Source organism: Micromonospora sp. NPDC051300 (assembly GCF_044455315.1).
Classification (GTDB): Bacteria; Actinomycetota; Actinomycetes; order Mycobacteriales; family Micromonosporaceae; genus Micromonospora; species Micromonospora robiginosa.
Genome location: NZ_JBITEP010000001.1, coordinates 589408 through 609113, shown reverse-complemented (window position 1 = coordinate 609113; position 19706 = coordinate 589408). Strand labels below are relative to the sequence as shown.

The window sequence follows — 19706 nt, the reverse complement described above, 5'->3', positions numbered from 1 at the left end:
GCGACCCCCTGCCGTCGTCGTCGGCCGCCGGCGTACGCCGGGACCGTGATCCACGCTAGTCGCCCGGCCCGCCCGGCGCGCCCCGACCCGCGCGCGGCGTCACTACTACGCGGATTAGTAGGCTGGGCCGGTGAACGACACTGCGTCGATGACCAGCGCGGCGGCGGCCGGGTCGCCGGTGGACGGGTGGCTCGCCACGCTCGCGATCGTGCTCTCGCTGGCGGTGGCGGTCTGGGCGCTGGTGGCGGCGGTGCGGCACCGCCCGCCGGACCGGGTCCAGTTCGCCGGTCTGGCCCTGGTGGAGGTGGCGCTGCTGGCGCTGACCGTGGTGGCGCTCGTCGCGCTCGGCGGCGGCGACCGGCCCGGCGAGCCGGGGGCGTTCTTCGGCTACCTGGTGACGCTCGTGTGCCTGCCGCCGCTGGCCTGGGTGCTGGCCCGGATGGAGCCGACCCGGTGGGGGTCCGCGATCGTCTGTGCGATCTGCCTGGTCACCCCCGTCGTGGTGGTGCGGTTGCAGCAGACCTGGGAGGTCGTCGGTGGCTGAGACGCGGACGCCGGAGCGCGCCACCAACCGAGGGCCCGGCCGGCTGCTGATCGCGGTCTACATCCTGTTCGCCATCGCCGCGACCTCGCGGGCCGGCTTGCAGATCGCCACGAAGTTCGACAAGGCGCCGGTGGCGTACCTGCTCTCCGCGCTCGCCGCGCTGATCTACATCGTGGCGGCGGTCGGGCTGGCCCGGGCCGGGCACGCCGGCCGCCGGGTCGCGCTGGCGTGCTGCTCGGTCGAGCTGGTCGGGGTGCTCGCGGTGGGCGTGCTGAGCATCGCCGACAAGGAGCTGTTCCCGGACGAGACGGTCTGGTCCGACTTCGGCAGCGGCTACGGCTACGTGCCGCTGGTGCTGCCGGTGCTCGGCCTGCTCTGGCTCTGGCGCACCCGCCGCGACCCCGCCTGAGCGGGGTCGCGGCGGGCAGCGGTCAGTCCTTCGGGCCGCCGGCGACGTAGATGACCTGGCCGGAGACGAAGGAGGCGCCCTCGCTCGCCAGGAACGAGATGGTGTGCGCGACGTCCTCCGGCCGGCCGGTGCGGCGCACCGGGATCTCCGCGGCGGCGTGCTCTTGGAGCGCGGCGAAGTCGACCTTCATCCGGGCCGCCGTGGCCGCCGTCATGTCGGTGACGATGAAGCCGGGCGCTACCGCGTTCACGGTCACCCCGTACGGGCCCAGCTCGATGGCGAGCGTCTTGGTGAAGCCCTGGAGGCCGGCCTTGGCGGCGGCGTAGTTCGCCTGCCCCCGGTTGCCCAACGCCGAGGTGCTGGAGAGGTTGACGATCCGGCCCCACTTCCGCTCGACCATGTGCTTCTGCGCGGCCTGGCTGAACAGGAACGCGCCGCGCAGGTGCACGGCCATGACCGTGTCCCAGTCGGCGTCGGCCATCTTGAACAGCAGGTTGTCACGGAGCACGCCGGCGTTGTTGACGAGCACTGTCGGCGCGCCCAGCTCGGCGGCGACCCGTTCGACGGCGGCTTCCACCTGGGTCCGGTCGGCCACGTCGGCGCCCACGCCGAGCGCCTGGCCGCCGGCGGCGGCGATGGCGTCGACGGTCTCCTTGGTGGCGGACTCGTCGATGTCGACCACGGCGACGGCCATGCCGTCGGCCGCCAGCCGCCGGGCGGTGGCCGCGCCGATGCCGCGCGCGGCTCCGGTCACGATGGCGACGCGGGGCTCCTCCGACATGATTACCTCCCGGTAACTTGGGCTCGATCGAAGGAGCCTAACCCGCCGCCGCGTCCGCCTACAGGGCCCCGCCCCGGCAGAGCCGGATCCACCGGTAGCCGTGGCCGGCCAGCTTGAGCCGGTCGAGCTTGCCCACGTCCTCGTAGTTGCGGTCGGTCAGCACGTCGATCGGCAGGTCCGCCTCGGGGGCCAGCGTGCTCAGGTCCACCTCCACGTCCTCGGTGCCGAGGTTGTGCAGGAAGACCATGGTCCCGGTCCGTCCGTCGGCGCGGTGCGCGAGCACGCCGGCCGGCACCGGCACGTCGATGTGCGTGGTGCTGCCGGAGCCGACCTCCGGAGCCTCCCGGAGGGTACGGATCATCCGCTCGAACCAGCCCAGCAGCGAGCGCGGGTCCTTGCGTTGCGCGGTGACGTTGACCTGCTGGTAGCCGTAGTCGCCCTTGTCGATGACCGGGCGGACCAGCTTCTCCGGCTCGGCGGTGGAGAAGCCGGCGTTGTCCTTGTAGGACCACTGCATCGGGGTGCGGATCGCGTCGCGCCCCTTCAGCGACAGGTCCTCCCCCATGCCGATCTCCTCGCCGTAGCGCAGCACCGGCGTGCCGCGCAGCGAGAACTGCAACGCGTACGCCAGCTCGATGTGCCGGCGGTCGTTGCCCAGCATCGGGGCGAGCCGGCGGCGGATGCCCCGGCCGTAGAGCTGCATGTTCTCGTCCGGCCCGAACTTCGCCAGCACGTCGTTGCGCTGGTCGGCGGTGAGCCGGGACAGGTCGATCTCGTCGTGGTTGCGCAGGAACGTGGCCCACTGGCCGCCGGTGGGCAGCTTCGGGGTGTCCCGCAGCGCGTCGATGATCGCCTCCGGGTCCTCCCGGGCGAACGCCAGCATCAGCCGACCGTTGAGCATGAAGTCGAAGAGCATGTGGATCCGGTTGCCGGAGCCGCTGCCGTCGCCGAAGTAGACGGGCAACTGGTCGGGCTCGACGTTCGCCTCGGCCAGCAGGACCGCGTCGCCGCGCCGCCACTGCACGTGCTGGCGCAGGTCGGTGAGGTAGTCGAAGTCCTTCGGCGCGTTCGGGTTGCCCGGCTCGGTCTTCTCGATGATGAACGGCACCGCGTCCATCCGGAAGCCGGAGACGCCGAGCTGGAGCCAGAACGAGGTGATCTTCTTGATCTCCGCGCGGACCTTCGGGTTCTCGATGTTGAGGTCCGGCTGGAACTTGTAGAACCGGTGGTAGAACCAGGCCTTCGCGGTGCGGTCGTAGGACCAGGTCTCGTGCTGCTCGCCGGGGAAGACCATGCCCTGGTGGCGGTCGGCCGGCTCGTGGTCGGACCAGACGTACCAGTCGCGGTACGGCGAGTCGGGCGAGGAGCGGGCGGACTGGAACCACGGGTGCTGGTCGGAGGTGTGGTTGACGACCAGGTCGATGATCACCCGGATGCCGTGGTTCTGCGCCTGGTGCAGCAGCTCGGCGAAGTCGCCGAGGGTCCCGAGTCGCGGGTCGACGTTGTAGAAGTCGGTCGCGTCGTATCCGTCGTCCTTGTTGGGCGAGGGATGGATCGGGTTGAGCCAGATGCAGGTCACCCCCAGCCGGGCCAGATAGTCGAGCCGGCCGATCAGCCCCTGGAAGTCACCCACCCCGTCGCCGTCGGAGTCCGCGTACGTGTCGACGTCGAGGCAGTAGACGACCGCCTCCTGATACCACCTGTCACCCATGCGACGACTACTTCTCCGGCCGCGCCCGTCGGCAAACCCGGTACGGTGCCCCCATGAGCGAGGAGGCTTCCGACTGGTCCGCCGGCGACTGGCTGAACCCGCCGGAGCGGGCGGACGCCGTCGACGGCGGGCTGCTTGTCGAGCCGCGTGGCGGCAGCGACTTCTGGCGGCGCACCAGCTACGGCTTCGTGCACGACGACGGCTCGGCGCTGCTCGCGCCGTTCGCGGTGGACACCGCCGTCGAGGTGTCCTTCCGGCTCGACTACGCCGCCCAGTTCGACCAGGCCGGCGTGCTGGTGCGGGTGGACGAGCGGCGGTGGACCAAGGCCGGCGTCGAGGTCAGCGACGGGTCGCCGCAGGTCGGCGCCGTGGTGACCGACGAGTTCTCCGACTGGTCGGTGGCGCCGGTGCCGGACTGGTCGGGGCGGGAGGTGACGGTCCGGGTGAGCCGGGCCGGCGACGCGCTGACCGTCCGGGCCCGGGTGGACGACGAGCCGTGGCGACTGGTGCGGGTCGCCCCGCTGGACCCGGCGGCGGAGGCGACGGCCGGGCCCTACTGCTGCTCGCCCAGCCACGGTGGCCTGCTGGTCCGCTTCACCGGTTGGCGGCGTGGGCCGGCCGACGCGGCGCTGCACCCGGAGGGTTAGCCGGGTCACCGCCGGGTGTGAGCACCGCTCGCACGGGTACTAGTGCCGGATCCCCGGCCCCCGTGTGGAAGGACCGCCCATGGCCCTGGCCCAGAACGTCGATCCGAACCAGTTCACCGGGCTGACCGGGTGGGTGGCGAGCGTGATCGACTCGCTGGGCGCGGTGGGCGTGGCGCTGCTGGTGGCGCTGGAGAGCATCATCCCGCCGATCCCGAGCGAGATCGTGCTGGCGATGGCCGGCTACCTCTCCGCCGAGGGCCGGTTCAACGTGGTGGTGATCGTGCTGGCCGCGACCGCCGGCTCGCTGCTCGGCGCGCTGGTGCTCTACTGGCTCGGCGCGGCGCTCGGCGAGGACCGGCTCAAGCGCTGGCTGGACCACATCCCGCTGGTGGACCTGGAGGACCTGGAGAAGGCGGACCGCTGGTTCGAGCGGCACGGCCGCTGGGCGGTGCTGATCGGCCGGGTGGTGCCTGTGGTGCGCAGCCTGGTATCGATCCCGGCCGGCGCGAACCGCATGCCGCTGGGCGAGTTCATCCTGCTCACCACGCTCGGCAGCGGCGTGTGGAACACGCTGATCGTGGGCGCCGGCTTCCTGCTCGGTTCGCGCTGGGAGGACGTCGACCGCTACAGCCAGTGGTTCAACTACGCGATCTTCGCCGTCTTCGGCGTGATGATCGTGAGCTGGGTGGCGAAGAAGGTACGCCGTCGGCGCGCCCGGCAGTCGGTGACCACCGGGCGCTGACCGCGTCGGCTCAGCGGCGGAACGTGAACCAGTTGACGTTGACGAAGTCGGCCGGCTGGCCGCTGCTGAACGTGAGATAGACCGTGTGCCGGCCGGTCACCGCGCCGACGTTGCCGGGCACCGAGCGCCAGCTCTGCCAGCCGCCGGTGTCGCCGACCGCGAAGCTGCCGATCGGGGTCGCGGTCGGGCTGTCCACCCGCACCTCCACCAGGCCGCTCACCCCGGCCGCCGCGCCGGAGGCGACCCGGGCCACGAAGTCACGTGGCGGCGTCGAGCCGAAGTCCACGTTGTCGTAGCGGGCCCAGTCGCCGTTGGCCAGGAAGCCGATGTCCTGCCCGCCCTCGGCGCACGCTTCCACCTGCACGCCGTTCTGGCCGTTGAACGACTCGGCCTCGATCGTCGCGTACGCGTTGCGCACGCCGCCCGGCGGCGGGGTGGTGGGCGTCGGCGACGGGTTGCCCCCGCCGCCCCGGGAGTAGACCGCCACGTAGTCGACGAGCATCGGCCGGCCGGACACGGTCGACGCGGTGGGCGTGGTCGAGCCGGCCACCCCGTTCGGGAAGCCACCGCCCATCGCCACGTTGAGCAGCAGGAAGTAGCCGGCGTGGCTGGTCATCTGCGTCCAGTACGGCTCGCCGACCTGGCTCTGCGTGACGGTGTGGAACTGCTGCCCGTCGACGTACCAGCGCAGTTGCTGCGGGCTCACCGAGGTGTCCCACTCGAACCGGTAGGTGTGGAACGCCGACTGGCAGGTGCTGCCGGGGCAGGCCCGGGACGCGCCGCGGCCGTTGAACTCGTCGCACGGGCCGCCCGGCGCGACGCCGCAGTGCAGCACGCCCCAGACCGAGTTGATCCCGTTGACGTTCTCCATCACGTCGAACTCGCCGATGCCCGGCCAGTTCTGGTAGTTGCCCCGGTAGGGCGAGCCGAGCGCCCAGAACGCCGGCCAGTAGCCGGCCGCCGCCGCGCCGGTGACGTTGGGCATCTGGATCCGGCCCTCGATCGCCAGCACGCCGCCGCTCGGCGGCTTGAAGTTGCTGCGTACCGTCTCGATCCGGGCCGAGGTCCAGCGGCCGGCGCCGTCCTTGAGCGGGGTGATGCGCAGGTTGCCGACGCCGTCCTGGGCGAGGTTGGCGGTGCTGGAGGTGTAGGTCTGGATTTCGCCGGTGCCCCAGTTGGCCGGGCCGCCCGGATAGCTGGTGCCGGTGTCGACGATCCAGTTGGCCGACGAGGGCAGCGTGCCGGACGCGCCGGTGAAGTCGTCGCTCCACACCAGGCTCCACCCGCTGGGCGGGGCGGGGACGGCGGCCTGCGCGGTCATCGAGACGCCGGCGAGCGCGGTGGTGGCGGCGACCAGGGCCGCGGCCAGGCCGAGCCGGCGGGACCGGGACGTGGTGGTGGGGGCGGCCGCAGCCGCCGGGATCGGGTCCATTCGGGGTGCCTCTCTGCGGGGACGGGGCGGAGAGCGCTCTCTGAGAGCGATTTCTACGCGCCCGCCCCCGCATTTGTCAACGCTTGTCGATGGCTGCCGGCGTCGGGCGGCGCAGCAGGCCCTGCTCCAGCGCCGTCCACGCGGTGGTGGTGACCAGGTAGAGCACCGCCGCGAGCGGCACCACGAGCGCCACCAGCACGGTCCCGAACGGCAGCAGCGGCAGCAGCCGGCCCAGCACCGCCGCGCCCGGCCCGTCGTCCGGCGCGCCGCCGACCGTGCCGGTGGCGGCCGCCAGCCGGCGCGCCCGCCGCGACGACCACCAGGCCAGCGCCAGCAGCGCGGCCAGCAGCACCCCGAACACCACGGGCACGGCGCCGGTCAGCCCGTCGCCGAGGTGCCACCCCAGCGGTACGCCGGCCAGGCGCTGCCCCAGCAGCTCCGGCGCGCCGTCCCCGGTCGCGAAGACGCGGTACATGACCAGGAAGAACGGCGCCTGCACCAGCGCCGGCAGGCAACCCGCGACCGGGCTGGCCCCGGCCCGCCGGTAGAGCGCGAACAGCTCGCTCTGCAGCGTGGTCGGATCGTCGGCGTACCGGCGCCGGAGTTCCCGCACCTCGGGGGCGAGCGCCGCGCGGCGCCGCTCCCCGCGGACCTGGGCCAGCGTGAGCGGCGAGATCAACAGCCGCACCCCGACGGTGAACAGGACGATGGCGGCGGCCGTCGCGGCGCCGCCGGCGAGCGGGACGAGCGCGTCGGCGAGCCAGGTGACGACGGACGCGGCGGCCGAGGCCGCGGCGTGCAACGGTGCGAAGGCGAGCATGGGCAGACCCCTCGGAGGATTCCGGACGCCCCGGGCGCGCGACGGCGCGGCACAACGGGACTGATGACGACGGAATCGACCGCGCGGCCACTCGGACCGCCCCTGGGGGCGTGCTCCGACGGGCGTGGCTAGGCGGCCGAGGGGCTCAGGCCGGGCGCGCGGGGACGCGGACGGCCCGCCGCGTCCGGGTCGACCTGCCGGGGCATCCGCCGGCTCCGGGCGCGGGCGCGCACCGAGGCGGCGTGCCGGGTGACCGGCGGCGCGGGCAGCGCCCGCACCCGCAGCGCGAGCACCGTGGCCAGCAGCAGCGCGGCGGCGACCGCCGCGCCGGCCAGCAACCCGGCCGGCCGGTCCGCGACCAGGGCGAGGGCGTACGCCCACGTCCCGGTCAGCAACCCCAGCATCCCCACCACACGCCCACCCTAGAACCCCGTGTCACGCCCGGCGGTCAGGACGACTCGCGGACCAGCGGGAAGGGCAGCGTCTCCCGGATCGACCGGCCGGTCAGCAGCATCACCAGCCGGTCCACGCCCAGCCCCAGCCCGCCGGTCGGCGGCATCGCGTATTCCAGCGCGGTGAGGAAGTCCTCGTCCAGCTCCATCGCCTCCGCGTCGCCGCCGGCCGCCTGCAACGACTGCGCGGTCAGCCGTCGCCGCTGCTCGGTCGGGTCCACCAGCTCGGTGTAGGCGGTGCCCAGCTCCATCCCGTACGCCACCAGGTCCCAGCGCTCGGCCAACCGCGGGTCGCGCCGGTGCTGGCGGGTCAGCGGCGAGACCTCGGTCGGGAAGTCCAGGTAGAAGGTGGGCGCCTCGGTGCGCGCCTCGACCAACCGCTCGTACAGCTCCAGCAGCACCGCGCCGGACGCCCAGCGCGGGTCGTACGGCACCCCGGCCGCGTCGCAGTGCTTGCGCAGGGTCGCCAGCTCGGTGTCGGCGGTGACCTCCTCGCCCAGCGCGGCCGAGATCGCCTCGTGCACCGTGACCGCCGGCCACGCGCCCCCCAGGTCGACCAGCTCGCCGCCGGGCCGGCGGGCCACCGGCGCGCCGTGCACCGCGGTGGCCGCCGCCACGATCAGCTCCCGGGCCAGCTCACGCATGTCGTGGTAGTCGGCGTACGCCTGGTAGGCCTCCAGCACGGTGAACTCGGGATTGTGGGTGGCGTCCACGCCCTCGTTGCGGAACGCCCGGCCCAGCTCGTAGACGCGCTCGATCCCGCCGACCGCGAGCCGCTTCAGATACAGCTCCGGCGCGATGCGCAGGCTCAGCCGCAGGTCGTAGGCGTTGATGTGGGTGACGAACGGGCGGGCGTTGGCGCCGCCGTGCACCCGTTGCAGGATCGGCGTCTCGACCTCCAGGAACTCCCGGCCGGCCAGCCCGGCGCGCAGGCTGTGCAGCGTCGCGCCGCGCGCCCGCACCATCTCCCGGGCCGCCGGGTCCAGCGCCAGGTCGAGGTAGCGCTGCCGGACCCGCGCCTCCGGGTCGGCCAGCCCGTGGTGCTTGTCCGGCAGCGGGCGCAGGCACTTCGCGGTCAGCTCCCAGCTCGCCACCCGCACCGACACCTCGCCGCGCCGGGTCGCGTAGACCTCGCCCGTCGCGCCGACGTGGTCGCCGATGTCGACTGTCGACCGCCACCGGTCCAGGTCGTGCTCCAGCAGGAGCTGGAGGTCGCCGCTGCCGTCCCGCACGGTGACGAAGAGCAGCCGGCCGTGGTCGCGGACCAGCAGCACCCGGCCGGCCACCCCCACCGTCTCGCCGGCGCCGGTGTCCGGGGCCAGCCCGGCGTGCCGTTCCCGCACCGCCGCACAGCTCGCGGTGCGCGGATAGCCCACCGGGTACGCCTCGACGCCGTCGGCGCGCAGCCGGTCGAGCTTGGCCAGGCGTACCCGGATCTGCTCCGGCTGGCGCGCGGCGGGCGGCTCCGGCGGAACCGCCCGGACCGCCGCGGCGGCCGGCGGCACGTAGCCGACGCCGCCGCCGGCCGGCGGCACCCCGTGCAGCGGGGTGGGCCGGCCACCGGGCAGGGCCAGGAAGCCCTCGGCGGCGGCCGCCGCGAGACCGACCCGGGCCAGCTCCCGGCGCTCGGCGAAGCAGAGGTAACGCGGGGTCCAGTGCGGCTGGTACTTCGCGTTGGAGAGGTAGAGCGACTCCAGTTGCCACCAGCGGGAGAAGAACAGCAGGGTGTGCCGCCAGGCCCGGATGACCGGCCCGGCGCCGATCCGCGCGCCCTGCTCGAACACCGAGCGGAACGCGGCGAAGTTGAGCGACACCCGGTCGACGCCGAGGCGCCCGCCGGCGGCGAGCAACGCGGCCACCATGAACTCGGTGACCCCGTTGTCGGCGGTCCGGTCGCGGCGCATCAGGTCCAGCGACACCCCGTGGGTGCCCCACGGGCTGAACGACAGCAGCCCGCGCACCCGCCCGTCGCCGTCGCGCGCCTCGACGAGCACGCAGTCGCCGTCGGCCGGGTCGCCGAGGCGGCCCAGCGCCATCGAGAAGCCGCGCTCGTGCCCGGTGTCCCGCCACGACGTGGCCAGCGCGGCCACCTGGGCCATCTCCTCCGGCGGGATCTCGGCGTGCCGGCGCACGAGCGCGGTGTAGCCGGCCCGCTCGACCCGGTGCACCGCCTGGCGGACCGGCCGCATGTCCCGCCCGTCCAGGTCGAACTCCCGGGTCAGCAGGATCGCCTCGTCGCCGAGCTGGAGCACCTTGAGCCCGTGCCGGCGGTAGGCCCGCGCGCCGGCCTCGCTGGCCCCGAGCACCGCGGGCGTCCAGGCGTAGGCCCGGGAGTGCTCCAGCCACGCCTCGATGGCCGGGCCCCACGCCTCCGGGTCGCCGACCGGATCGCCGCTGGCCAGGCTGACGCCGTTGACCACCCGGTAGGTCAGCGCCGCCTTGCCGCTGGCCGAGAAGACGGCCGCCTTGTCCCGCCGGGTGGCGAAGTAGCCGAGCGAGTCCCGCTCGCCGTGCCGGGCCAGCAGCTCCCGGATCCGCTCCTCCTCGCCGGGGTGCAGCACCGCGTTGGCCCGCTGCGAGCGGACCAGGGTGAACAGGGCGGCCAGGAACGCGGTCGCGCCGAACGCGCCGAGCAGCAGGTTGACCCAGCCGGGCGCCTGCCCGCGCCGGGTCACGTCCAGTGTGACGGCCCCGCCGAAGACCTTCTCCACCGCGTAGCCCAGCCGGTCCGACCAGGTGTGCAGGCTGCCCGGCTCGACCAGGAGCAGCAGGTAGCCCAGGCCGACGAAGGCGGCGGCCAGGCCGGCGAGGACGCCCAGCGCGCGCCAGGTGCTGCCCGGCCGGACCCGGGCGTAGAACTCGCGCCGGGCGGCGACGAGCAGCACCACCGCGGCGGCGGCGAACGCGATGCCGACCCAGACGCCGATCGTCTCCAGGGTGCCGAAGAGCCGCTGGCCGGCGGCGTGGTTGAGCCGGTTGGCGCCCACCATCAGCAGCAGCCCGCCGGCCGCCAGCCCGACCACGAGCGTGAGGCTGAAGTAGACGAGCAGCACCCACCAGGCCAGCCGCTTGCGCCGCCGGGCCGCTGCGGCCAGGACGCCGAGGAACACCGCGTACGCCAGGTTGGCCGGCGCCGGCACCAGCAGCGCGTCGATCGCGGTGCGGACCGGCTGCACGTCGGCGGCCACCGCGCTGCTCAACGCCGCGAGCGCGCAGACCGCGGCGACCACCGCGAGCAGGATCGCGAACCCGCGCGGGACCTGGGCTCGCACCCCGGTCACCGTCCGCGACGTGCCGTTCGCCGTCACCGCGACCTCCTCCGCAGCCGGCGGGGGCCCGCCGGGCCGGCTCATCGTAGACCTGGGTTCCCCTCGCGCGACGGCCCTCGGCGGCCACCCGGCGGGACCGGGCGGGCGGGCGAATCGGGCCGACACGCCGTCCGGTGCGTTTCCGGGCGTCGACACGGTGGGTAACAGGGCGTCGACCACCCGGCACGGTGCCGTGGCCGGTCGGGAGGAGACGGTGGTGACGATGAGCGGTCCAGTGGCGGAGCGGGAACGGAACGCCCCGCCGGGCGGGACGGACCTGCTGACGGTCGGCGTCGAGGAGGAGTTCCTGCTCGCCGATCCGCACACCGGCACCGCCGTGCCCGCCGTCGAGCTGGTCATGGACCAGGTGCCGGCCGAGCTGCGGGGTCAGGTGGAACGCGAGTTCCAGACCAGCCAGATCGAGATCGGCAGCCCGCCCGGGCTGGACCTGTCCTCGATCCGGCACTCGCTGGGCATGCTCCGCGCCGAGCTGTCCGACGCGGCCGAGCGGGCCGGCGTACGGCTGCTGGCGATCGGCACCGGCCCGGTCAACGGGCCGGTCCCCCCGGTGGTGGACAAGCCCCGCTTCGACCGGATGATCGAGCGGTTCCGGCTGCTGGTGCCCGGCCCCGGCAACAACGGCATGCACGTGCACGTCGGCGTGCCCGACCCGGACACCGGCGTGCAGGTGCTCAACCACGTCCGGCCCTGGCTGCCGATCCTGCAGGCGGTCACCACCAACTCCCCGTTCTCGAGGGGCGAGGACACCGGCTACGCGAGCTGGCGCTCGATCGAGTGGGAACGCTGGCCGTCCGTCGCGCCCACCCCGTTCCTGGAGTCGCACGAGCACTACCAGCGGCTGATCCGGCAGCTCATCGCCAGCGGTGTGATGCTCGACGAGGGAATGCTCTACTGGTACGCCCGGCTCTCCGCCAAGTACCCCACGGTGGAGCTGCGGATCGGTGACGTCTGCCCGTCCGTGGACGACGCGGTGCTGGTGGCCGCGCTGGTGCGCGGCCTGGTCGCGACCGCGCTCACCGACGTCGAGGCCGGCCGGCGGGCCGTCAACACCGACCACCACCTGCTGGTCGCGGCGCACTGGCGGGCCGCCCACGACGGGCTGGAGGGCCAGGGCGTCGACCTGACCGACGGCGAGCTGCGCCCGGCGTGGGAACTGCTGGACCGGCTGGTCGACCGGATCCGCCCCGAACTCGACAGGCACGGCGACCTCGACCGGGTGACCGAGCTGCTGGGCGGGCTGCGCCGGCACGGGAGCGGCGCGGCGCGGCAGCGGGAGGTCTTCGCGCGTACCGGCAAGCTGGTCGACGTGGTCGCGGACGTGGCGCGACAGACCCGTGGCTGAGCTGCCCCGCCGTGGGCGGCGGGCGTGACAGGATGAGCGGCGTGGCGGAACGGATGATCGTCATCGGCGGAGACGCCGCCGGCATGTCGGCGGCCTCCCAGGCGCGGCGACGCCGGGGCCGGGCCGAGCTGGACATCGTCGCGTTCGAGCGGGGGCACTTCACCTCCTACTCGGCCTGCGGCATCCCCTACTGGATCAGCGGCCTGGTGCCGGAACGCGACCAGCTCGTCGCCCGCACCCCGGGCGCCTTCCGCGACGAGTACGACATCGACGTGCGCACCCGCCACGAGGTCACCGCCGTCGACCTGGACCGTCGCGAGGTCGTCGCCCGGGACCTGGACGGCGGCGGCGAGGTCCGCGCCGGCTTCGACACGTTGGTCTACGCCGCCGGCGCCGCCCCCGTGCAGCCGGAGTGGGCGCGCGACGAGGTGGCCGGGGTGTTCGGCGTGCAGACGCTGGACGACGGCGCGGCGCTGCTCGACTGGCTGGAACGGGAGCCCCGACCCCGGCACGCGGTGGTGGTCGGCGGCGGCTACGTCGGCGTCGAGATGGCCGAGGCGCTGGTGCAGCGCGGGCTCTCGGTCCACCTGGTCGAGCAGGCCGACCAGCCGATGGCCACCGTCGACCCGGACATGGGCGAGCTGGTCGCCGAGGCGATGCGCCGGGTCGGGATCAGCATCCGCACCGGCACGACGGTCACCGGTCTCGACGAACGGGACGGCCGGATCGCCGCCGTGGTCACCGAGGAGGGGCCGATCCCGGCCGACGTCGTGGTGCTGGGTCTCGGCGTACACCCCAACACCGCGCTCGCCGAGGCCGCCGGCCTGCCGCTCGGGCCGTCCGGCGGAATCCGGGTGGACCGCCGGATGCGGGTGACAGGCGTGCCCGGCGTGTGGGCGGCCGGCGACTGCGTGGAGTCCCTGCACCGGGTCAGCGGCATGCCGGTGCACGTGCCGCTCGGCACGCACGCCAACAAGCAGGGCCGGGTCGCCGGGATCAACATCGGCGGCGGCTACGCCACCTTCCCCGGCGTCATCGGCACCGCGGTCACCAAGGTCTGCGAGCTGGAGGTGGGGCGCACCGGCCTGCGCGAGCGGGACGCCACCGAGTCCGGCTTCGAGTTCGTCACGGTGACCGCCGAGTCGACGAACCGGGCCGGCTACTACCCGGGCGCCCGGCAGATGACCGTGAAGCTGATCGCCGAGCGGCCCAGCGGGCGGTTGCTGGGCGCGCAGATCGTCGGCTGGTCCGAGGCGGCGAAGCGGATCGACGCGCTGGCCGTGGCCCTGTGGAACGGCATGACGGTGGACGAGATGACCGCGCTCGACCTGGGCTACGCACCCCCCTACGCCCCGGTGTGGGACCCGGTGCTGATCGCCGCCCGCAAGGCCGTCGACGCCCTCGCGAGGTAAGGAGGGGCCCCCGCTTAACGCACTCGGTAGAGGTGGGGGCCCTTGTTAACGCCCGCGGCTCCGGCTCACCGGCAGAGCCAGCGGATCGGCCGTCCCACCGCCGACGGGTCGGCGTCCGTGTCGGCGAGCTGTTCACCCGCGATGACGCGCCCGTCGTCGCTCACCACCCCCGGCACCGGGTGCCGCAGGCCCGCACCCGGTACCGGGTCCGGCAGGCGGAGCAACCCGGCGTCGGTCAGCAGGGCGCCGCCGATCTGACCCGCCTCCATTCGGCCGTACGTGCCCACGGTCCAGCCCCGGGAGTTGACCGAGACCGGACCGAACCCGGCGATCGCGGGCGGCGCAACGAAAGCATCGGTCCGCAGGTCGAGCAGCGCCGGCGCGTACAGCTCGCGCGGCTGCTCGCGTGGGGTGTGCCCGAGCACCCAGGTCCCCCCGACCGACCGGGGCCAGAATCCGCCCGCCCCGTCGCCCGCCGTGGCCGGCATCGGGAGGAACTCGCCGGTCCCGTCCGGCCGCCACCGGTAGCCCCGGTTAAGGTTCGGCCCGTACCCATCGACCAGATCAAGACCGCCGGCGCTCACCACACCGATGACCGTGCCGTCTTCGGCGATGCCGATCGCCGTGCCCTCCCACCCCACCCCGGGCAGCGCGAGGTCCCCCGGCTCGCTCGTGGGCGAGGCCCAAAGGACCGGGACCGGCCGGGTACGCCGTCCGACCGGCTGCTGCCGCTCCCCCACCACCCGGCCCGCGTCGTCCACCGCTGTCGGCCGGAGACCGTCGCCTCCGGGGAGTCGCTCGACGCGGCCGTCCCGCACGACGTACGCCCGGTCGTCGGCGGTCCCGACCACCGTGCCGGCCGAGTTGACGGCCGCCGCCACCCCGTGCCGCAGCGCGCCCGGCAGCTCGGTCACCCGGTCGTCGTGCCAGAGCACCGCCGTCTGCTGGGGAGAACCGCGTCGGGCGGCGGAGCCGATCAGCCACCGGCCGGTCCGGTCGCCGCCGCTCACCGCGCCGCCGTCCGCGCCCTCGGGCAGCGGCAGGGACGCGACGTCGCACGCCGTCGGTGGCGACGCGGCGGGCGGTACGACAGGTGGGGCGGGCCGGAGGATCAGTGGTATCGCGCCGACCACCAGCACGGTGGCCAGCGCCGCCCCGCCCACCACGGCGGTCCGGTGCCGACGGCGGCGTCGGCGGCCCTCGCGCAGGGCGCCGAGCAGGTCCACCCTCGGGCCCCGGGGCGGCTCGTCCCCGACCTCGCGCAGGAGCAGGGTGATCCGATCCTCGTTCCACGTCATCGCGACACTCCCGTCGTCCCGGCCGGCGCTGCCTCTGCCAGCAGCCGGCGCATCGCGGCCAGACCGTGCGCGGTCTGGCTCTTCACCGTGCCCGGGGAGCAGTTCATGATCCGGGCCACCTCCTCGACCGGCAGGTCGTGCAGGAAGCGCAGCACCAGCACGGCCCGCTGGCGCGGTGGCACCCGGGCAAGCGCGGCGCGCAGCACCGTCCGGTCGTCGGCGCCCCGGTCCTCGAACGAGCTGACGTCGGGTGGCGACCCGAACAGCCGTACCCGCCACCAGCCCTTGCGCCGGCCGTCGAGGAACAGCCGCACCACGACCGAGTGGACGTACGCGTCCCGGTGCTCGGCCCGGGCCACCCGCGACCAGCGCTGGAACAGCCGGGTGACGGTCTCCTGCACCAGGTCGTCCGCCTGGTGCAGGTCGCCGCTCAAGCCGTACGCGAGGCGGTGCAGGGCGGGCAGGCGGGCGCTGACGTACTCGATGTATTCCTGTTCCGATGCGTCCGGCATGCGGCAACCTCCGTCGTCCCACCCATTCAGACGGGGTCCGGCCCGGATCGGTTGTACGGATCTGCCGGATCGTGGCCCTGGACAGGGCAGCGGGGACGGTGCGGAACGCAGTACGGTGCCCAGACGGCGACATCCGTCGTGTCGATCCGGAAAGGGCACCTGACATGCGGTGGTGGCGAACGGCTGCGGCGACTCTCCTCCTGCTGCCCGGCGGCATCGTCGTCGGCGCCCCGGCCGCGAGCGCGGCGGCTGACCAGGCGCCGCCCGTCCTGGTCGGCATCACCGTCTCGCCCGACGCGGTCTCCGTGTCCGGGGTGGATCTGGTGCCGGTGACCGTGTCCGCGCACCTGACCGACGAGACCGGGGTCGAGCGGTCCGGTGAGATGGACGGCAGCAACCTGCCGGCGGTCACCCTCCAGCGCGCCGGTGGCGGCGAGGACTCCACCCAGGGCGTCGAGCTGGCGCTCACCTCCGGCACGCCGCAGGACGGCACCTGGAGCGCGACGGTCCAGGTCCCGTCCACCTGGGACGGCGAGTGGAGGGTCAGCCGGCTGGTGGCGGTGGACGGAGCCTCCAACCGCCTCGACGTCGCCCCGTCGACGGACTCGAAGCTCACCGTCACCGGCACCCACAAGCCGGCGGTCACCATGCGTTTCGTCCCCGATCCGCTGGTCGGTGACGGCCCGTTGACGGTCGAGGGCCGGTTCTACTACCAGGACACCGGCAAGGGCATCGGCGACCAGCCGATCTACTTCGGCCAGGACAACCTCTGCGTGGAATACCCCAGCCCGCCCAACGGCACCACCCGGGCGGACGGCACCTTCTCCCGGGTCTACCCGAAGGGCCTCGGGGTGCTGCACTGCGTCGGCATCCTGCGGCCCTCGAACGTCAGCATCGCCCCGTCGTTCATCGTCGGCACCGGTAACTTCCCACGGGTCCGGCCCGCCGTCACCATCAAGGCGAGCAGCACCACCGTGGCGCCGGGCAAGAAGGTCACCTTCACCGGGGCCGTCAAGCCCGCCGGCAGCAGCGGATACCGGGTCGAGCTCCAGCAGTTGCGGGACGGCACCTGGCGGAAGGTGACCGGCGCGTCGATCGACGTCACCTACACCCTCTCCACCAGGCCGACGACGCCCGGCTCCGTCCGCTACCGGGTGGTGACCCTCAACGACGATCCGGCCCTGATGGGCGTCTCCGAGACCGTCACGGTGCGGGTGGTGGCGGGCGGCGCCACGCCGCCCGGTGCGGGGTCCGGCGGTGGTTCCGGCACGCTGCCGATCACCGGTCCGGCGGTTCCGTCGCTGGTCGGCGGCGCGGCGGCCCTGCTGTTCGTCGGCGCCGGCCTGATGCTGCTGGCCCGGCGACGCCACGACGTCACCCCGGCGGACGGCCCGGCCTGACGCCGGGCGGGAACACCGGGGCGGGCGACCACGCCGGGACGGCGACGCGAGGCGGCCACACCGGGACGGCCGCGCGAGGCGGCCACACCGGGCGACCCCGGCCGGCGACCGTCGGGCGTGACCGGACGCCGTGACCGGGCGGGGCGGCGCCGATCACCCGGTTCGGTCAGGATGACCGGATGCGGTGGGAGATTCCGGACGGACTGCGGTGGGTCGAGCGGACGCCGGTCGGGCGGGCGTGGCTGGCGGAGCTGCCGACGCGGCTGGCCGAGATCGTCGCGCGGTGGGAGCTGACCGCCGTCGGCCCGCCGTTCGCCTACGCGTTCGCCTCGCTGGCCCTGCCGGCCGAGCTGCCGGACGGCACGCGGGCGGTGCTCAAGCTGCAGTACCCGGACGACGACAGCATCCACGAGGCCACCGCGCTGGCGCACTGGGCAGGCCGGGGCGCGATCCGGCTGCTCGCCCACCACGCCGAACACCGCGCGCTGCTCGTCGAACGCTGCGACCCGGGTACCCCGCTGCACACGCTGCCGGCCGACGCCGCGCTCGACGCGGCGGTGGACCTGCTGCCCCGGCTCGGGGTGCCGGCCGGTGCGCCGTTCACGCCGCTCGCCGAGGAGGCGGCCGGCTGGGCGGAGCGGATGCCCGGGAACTGGCGGCGGACCAACCGACCGTACGAGCGGCGACTCCTCGACGCCGCGCTCGGGTTCCTCGCCGACCTCGCGCCCGACCAGGGTGAGCAGGTGCTGGTCAACCAGGACCTGCACGCCGGCAACGTGCTCGCCGCCGGCCGGGAGCCGTGGCTGGTGATCGACCCGAAGCCGCTCGTCGGCGAGCGCGAGTTCGCGGTCGTCCCGCTGGTGCGCGGCGCGGAGCTGGGTCACTCCCCGACGGCGGTACGGCACCGGCTGGACCGGCTCAGCGCCGAGCTGGGGCTGGACCGGGAACGGGTGCGCGGCTGGGCGGTCGGGCAGACGCTGGCCTGGAGCGTCGGCGGCGACCAGGTCTTCCCCGGCAACGTCGAGGCGGCCCGCTGGCTGCTCGACGCGAGGTGAGTCAGCCGGCCTGGCAGGTGGGACACCAGTAGAGGTTGCGCCCGGCCAGCACGCCCCGGCTCACCTCGGTGCCGCAGACGTGGCACGGCGCGCCGGGGCGGCGGTAGACGTACACCTCGCCGCCGTGCCTGTCGACGCGCGGCGCCCGGCCGGTCGCCTCCGGCAGGTCGGCGTCGCGGACGGTGTCGATCCGGCCGCGCTCGACCGCGACGGTCATCAGCGCCACCAGGTCCGCCCAGAGTTCCGCCCAGCCCGCCGGGGTCAGCTCCCGGCCGGGCAGCAGCGGTGGCAACCCGGCCCGGAACAGCGCCTCGGTCACGAAGATCAGCCCGGCGCCGGCCACCACGGACTGGTCGAGCAGCAGCGCGGCGAGCGGGGTGGGGCTGCGCCGGATCCGCGCGTACGCCCGATCGGGTTCGGCGTCGGCGCGCAGCGGGTCGGGGCCGAGCCGGCCGCGCAGCGCCGCCACCTCGGGCGGGGTGAGCAGCTCGCAGGCGGTCGGGCCGCGCAGCTCCAGCCAGTTGCGGTCGCTGTGCAGGCGCAGCCGCACCTGGCCGACCGGGTCCGGCGGCTCCCCCGACCCGTCGGCGAACTTCCCGTAGAGCCCGAGGTGGACGTGCAGGGTCAGCTCACCGGCGTAGTGGTGCAGCAGGTGCTTGCCGTACGCCTCGGTGTCGTCCAGGACGGTGCCGGTGAGGCGCGCGGCGCCCTCGGCGAAGCGCCCCTGCGGGCTGTCCGCGTGCACCTTGTCGCCGGCGAACAGCTCGGCGTGGCGGGCGGCGAGGCGGTGGATGCTGTGTCCCTCTGGCACGGGTACCAAGGGTAGCCAGGCGGTCCGACCGCAGCGCGGGACGTCGTTGAATCGACGGTTGTCGACTGACAGACTGTGTCCAGCCGCGCCCGGGAGCCGGTGCGAGCCGTTCGATCCCAGCAGGAGAGCGACGCGCGGGGCGCTCCGGCGCCCGGTGCCGGGCAGTCCTCTCCGGCAGTCCGCCGTGCCGCCGTGACGCCGCCCGGGCGGCCGAACGCCGCCCACCGCCGTCGCGGGGCCCGCAGCTCAGTGCAGGAGCGCAGGATGATCCGTACCCTCGGCGTAGCTCTGACCGCCGCCCTCGCCCTCACCGGCCTCGCCACCTCGGCCGGGGCCGCCCAGTCGCCCGTCACCCCCGCCATGACACCCGCGCCCACCCCGACGCCCACGCTGGCGTGCCCGCCGGCGCTGCCGGTCAGCGGCCAGGTGACCGGGACCACAGCCACCAGCCTGACCGTCAGCTACTCGATCCTGCTCAGCCCGCCCTGCGGCTACGACCCACCGATGGTCGTCACGCTCTTCACCAGCCGCGAGGACGCCACGGGGTGGCGCGACCCGGCGGCCGAGGCCGTCTCCGGGCCGGAGCGATACGGGGCGGTGACCGTCACGGGGCTGACGCCCGACACCGACTACTGGTTCCGGTTCAGCGACACCCAGGGCCATCGGGATCCGTACATCATCGGCGGGCCGGCGCGGACGGCGTCGACGTCGACGTGCGCCGCGACGGTCCGGATCGACAGTCGGTGGTACGGCGGCTTCGTCGCCACCGTCACCGTGCGCAACACCGGCACGGAGCCGACCGGCGGTTGGCGCGTCTCCTGGCGCTGGACCGCTGACGAACGCATCGAGTCGATCTGGGGCGGGGTGGCCGAGCGCGCCGGCGAGAACGTCACGGTCCGCAACGCCTCCTGGAACGGGACGCTGCCGCCGGGCGCCTCGACGACGTTCGGCGTACTCGTGGCGGCCAGCAGCGCGTCCGCCGGCATCACGCCGATCTGCGGCCGGTGAG

The 19706-nt window shown here is 74.4% G+C and carries 17 protein-coding genes and 1 pseudogene; 9 read left to right on the top strand and 9 right to left on the bottom strand.

Annotated features, from left to right (window positions below):
• The first annotated feature begins 148 nt into the window (after window positions 1–148).
• Both ACIA5A_RS02965 and ACIA5A_RS02960 read left to right on the top strand, forming a co-directional pair.
• Window positions 149–544, top strand: a complete 396-nt coding sequence (locus tag ACIA5A_RS02965) for a hypothetical protein (RefSeq protein WP_396755857.1) — start codon at window positions 149–151, stop codon at window positions 542–544.
• Window positions 537–1003, top strand: a pseudogene (locus ACIA5A_RS02960) (hypothetical protein). Before ACIA5A_RS02965 ends, ACIA5A_RS02960 begins: the two are co-directional and overlap by 8 nt.
• Here ACIA5A_RS02960 and fabG read toward each other — a convergent pair.
• Both fabG and ACIA5A_RS02950 read right to left on the bottom strand, forming a co-directional pair.
• Window positions 976–1734: a 3-oxoacyl-ACP reductase FabG gene (fabG, locus tag ACIA5A_RS02955; protein WP_396755767.1), complete on the bottom strand. Its 759-nt coding sequence runs from the start codon at window positions 1732–1734 to the stop codon at window positions 976–978. The pseudogene ACIA5A_RS02960 and the gene fabG sit on opposite strands and share 28 nt — an antisense overlap.
• Window positions 1735–1792: 58 nt before the next feature.
• Window positions 1793–3445, bottom strand: a complete 1653-nt coding sequence (locus ACIA5A_RS02950; protein ID WP_396755765.1) for an alpha-amylase family protein — start codon at window positions 3443–3445, stop codon at window positions 1793–1795.
• A 53-nt stretch (window positions 3446–3498) separates the two neighbouring features.
• On the opposite strand from ACIA5A_RS02950, the gene ACIA5A_RS02945 reads away from it, so the two are divergent.
• Together ACIA5A_RS02945 and ACIA5A_RS02940 are read left to right on the top strand one after the other, a co-directional pair.
• Window positions 3499–4092, top strand: a complete 594-nt coding sequence (locus tag ACIA5A_RS02945) for a DUF1349 domain-containing protein (RefSeq protein WP_396755763.1) — start codon at window positions 3499–3501, stop codon at window positions 4090–4092.
• A 79-nt stretch (window positions 4093–4171) separates the two neighbouring features.
• Window positions 4172–4834, top strand: coding sequence for a DedA family protein (locus tag ACIA5A_RS02940; RefSeq protein ID WP_396755761.1), 663 nt, complete (start codon window positions 4172–4174; stop codon window positions 4832–4834).
• A 10-nt stretch (window positions 4835–4844) separates the two neighbouring features.
• Here the strand turns inward: ACIA5A_RS02940 and ACIA5A_RS02935 are convergent, their stop codons facing one another.
• The 4 genes from ACIA5A_RS02935 to lysX form a co-directional block, all read right to left on the bottom strand.
• Window positions 4845–6266 (bottom strand): carbohydrate-binding protein, encoded by a 1422-nt coding sequence (locus tag ACIA5A_RS02935; protein ID WP_396755759.1) that lies wholly within the window; start codon window positions 6264–6266, stop codon window positions 4845–4847.
• 76 nt (window positions 6267–6342) lie between these two features.
• A complete protein-coding gene (locus ACIA5A_RS02930; RefSeq protein ID WP_396755757.1) occupies window positions 6343–7086 on the bottom strand; it encodes a YidC/Oxa1 family membrane protein insertase in 744 nt (247 codons plus the stop codon).
• 128 nt (window positions 7087–7214) lie between these two features.
• The gene (locus tag ACIA5A_RS02925) at window positions 7215–7490 is read right to left on the bottom strand and encodes a DUF6412 domain-containing protein (RefSeq protein ID WP_396755856.1); all 276 of its coding nucleotides are present in this window, start codon (window positions 7488–7490) and stop codon (window positions 7215–7217) included.
• A 44-nt stretch (window positions 7491–7534) separates the two neighbouring features.
• Window positions 7535–10846, bottom strand: a complete 3312-nt coding sequence (gene lysX, locus ACIA5A_RS02920) for a bifunctional lysylphosphatidylglycerol synthetase/lysine--tRNA ligase LysX (RefSeq protein WP_396755755.1) — start codon at window positions 10844–10846, stop codon at window positions 7535–7537.
• Window positions 10847–11060: 214 nt separating this feature from the next.
• On the opposite strand from lysX, the gene ACIA5A_RS02915 reads away from it, so the two are divergent.
• Window positions 11061–12209: a glutamate--cysteine ligase gene (locus ACIA5A_RS02915; protein ID WP_396755753.1), complete on the top strand. Its 1149-nt coding sequence runs from the start codon at window positions 11061–11063 to the stop codon at window positions 12207–12209.
• A gap of 41 nt (window positions 12210–12250) precedes the next feature.
• Window positions 12251–13621: an FAD-dependent oxidoreductase gene (locus ACIA5A_RS02910; protein ID WP_396755751.1), complete on the top strand. Its 1371-nt coding sequence runs from the start codon at window positions 12251–12253 to the stop codon at window positions 13619–13621.
• 65 nt (window positions 13622–13686) lie between these two features.
• Here the strand turns inward: ACIA5A_RS02910 and ACIA5A_RS02905 are convergent, their stop codons facing one another.
• A complete protein-coding gene (locus ACIA5A_RS02905; RefSeq protein WP_396755749.1) occupies window positions 13687–14919 on the bottom strand; it encodes a hypothetical protein in 1233 nt (410 codons plus the stop codon).
• Window positions 14916–15431 carry a SigE family RNA polymerase sigma factor gene (locus ACIA5A_RS02900; protein ID WP_396755747.1) on the bottom strand — a complete coding sequence of 172 codons (516 nt, stop codon included), beginning with the start codon at window positions 15429–15431 and terminating at the stop codon, window positions 14916–14918. The genes ACIA5A_RS02905 and ACIA5A_RS02900 overlap by 4 nt, the downstream gene beginning before the upstream one ends.
• A gap of 164 nt (window positions 15432–15595) precedes the next feature.
• Between ACIA5A_RS02900 and ACIA5A_RS02895 the strand changes: the two genes are divergently transcribed.
• Together ACIA5A_RS02895 and ACIA5A_RS02890 are read left to right on the top strand one after the other, a co-directional pair.
• Window positions 15596–16831 carry a hypothetical protein gene (locus ACIA5A_RS02895; RefSeq protein WP_396755745.1) on the top strand — a complete coding sequence of 412 codons (1236 nt, stop codon included), beginning with the start codon at window positions 15596–15598 and terminating at the stop codon, window positions 16829–16831.
• A 179-nt stretch (window positions 16832–17010) separates the two neighbouring features.
• On the top strand, window positions 17011–17886 hold the full coding sequence (locus tag ACIA5A_RS02890) for an aminoglycoside phosphotransferase family protein (RefSeq protein ID WP_396755743.1): 876 nt from the start codon (window positions 17011–17013) through the stop codon (window positions 17884–17886).
• A gap of 1 nt (window position 17887) precedes the next feature.
• Here the strand turns inward: ACIA5A_RS02890 and ACIA5A_RS02885 are convergent, their stop codons facing one another.
• Complete coding sequence (locus ACIA5A_RS02885) at window positions 17888–18697, bottom strand: Fpg/Nei family DNA glycosylase (protein WP_396755741.1); 810 nt, start codon at window positions 18695–18697, stop codon at window positions 17888–17890.
• Window positions 18698–18961: 264 nt separating this feature from the next.
• On the opposite strand from ACIA5A_RS02885, the gene ACIA5A_RS02880 reads away from it, so the two are divergent.
• On the top strand, window positions 18962–19705 hold the full coding sequence (locus tag ACIA5A_RS02880) for a cellulose binding domain-containing protein (protein ID WP_396755739.1): 744 nt from the start codon (window positions 18962–18964) through the stop codon (window positions 19703–19705).
• Window position 19706: the final 1 nt, after the last annotated feature.

What these genes read in the sequence shown, in the direction of transcription:
- ACIA5A_RS02895 (WP_396755745.1), top strand. Translation starts at nt 15,596, where the DNA reads ATGCGGTGGTGGCGAACGGCTGCGGCGACTCTCCTCCTGCTGCCCGGC.
- ACIA5A_RS02900 (WP_396755747.1), bottom strand. Translation starts at nt 15,431, where the DNA reads ATGCCGGACGCATCGGAACAGGAATACATCGAGTACGTCAGCGCCCGC.
- fabG (WP_396755767.1), bottom strand. Translation starts at nt 1,734, where the DNA reads ATGTCGGAGGAGCCCCGCGTCGCCATCGTGACCGGAGCCGCGCGCGGC.
- ACIA5A_RS02965 (WP_396755857.1), top strand. Translation starts at nt 149, where the DNA reads ATGACCAGCGCGGCGGCGGCCGGGTCGCCGGTGGACGGGTGGCTCGCC.
- ACIA5A_RS02935 (WP_396755759.1), bottom strand. Translation starts at nt 6,266, where the DNA reads ATGGACCCGATCCCGGCGGCTGCGGCCGCCCCCACCACCACGTCCCGG.
- ACIA5A_RS02940 (WP_396755761.1), top strand. Translation starts at nt 4,172, where the DNA reads ATGGCCCTGGCCCAGAACGTCGATCCGAACCAGTTCACCGGGCTGACC.
- ACIA5A_RS02890 (WP_396755743.1), top strand. Translation starts at nt 17,011, where the DNA reads ATGCGGTGGGAGATTCCGGACGGACTGCGGTGGGTCGAGCGGACGCCG.
- ACIA5A_RS02905 (WP_396755749.1), bottom strand. Translation starts at nt 14,919, where the DNA reads ATGACGTGGAACGAGGATCGGATCACCCTGCTCCTGCGCGAGGTCGGG.
- ACIA5A_RS02880 (WP_396755739.1), top strand. Translation starts at nt 18,962, where the DNA reads ATGATCCGTACCCTCGGCGTAGCTCTGACCGCCGCCCTCGCCCTCACC.
- ACIA5A_RS02950 (WP_396755765.1), bottom strand. Translation starts at nt 3,445, where the DNA reads ATGGGTGACAGGTGGTATCAGGAGGCGGTCGTCTACTGCCTCGACGTC.
- ACIA5A_RS02925 (WP_396755856.1), bottom strand. Translation starts at nt 7,490, where the DNA reads ATGCTGGGGTTGCTGACCGGGACGTGGGCGTACGCCCTCGCCCTGGTC.
- ACIA5A_RS02945 (WP_396755763.1), top strand. Translation starts at nt 3,499, where the DNA reads ATGAGCGAGGAGGCTTCCGACTGGTCCGCCGGCGACTGGCTGAACCCG.
- ACIA5A_RS02930 (WP_396755757.1), bottom strand. Translation starts at nt 7,086, where the DNA reads ATGCTCGCCTTCGCACCGTTGCACGCCGCGGCCTCGGCCGCCGCGTCC.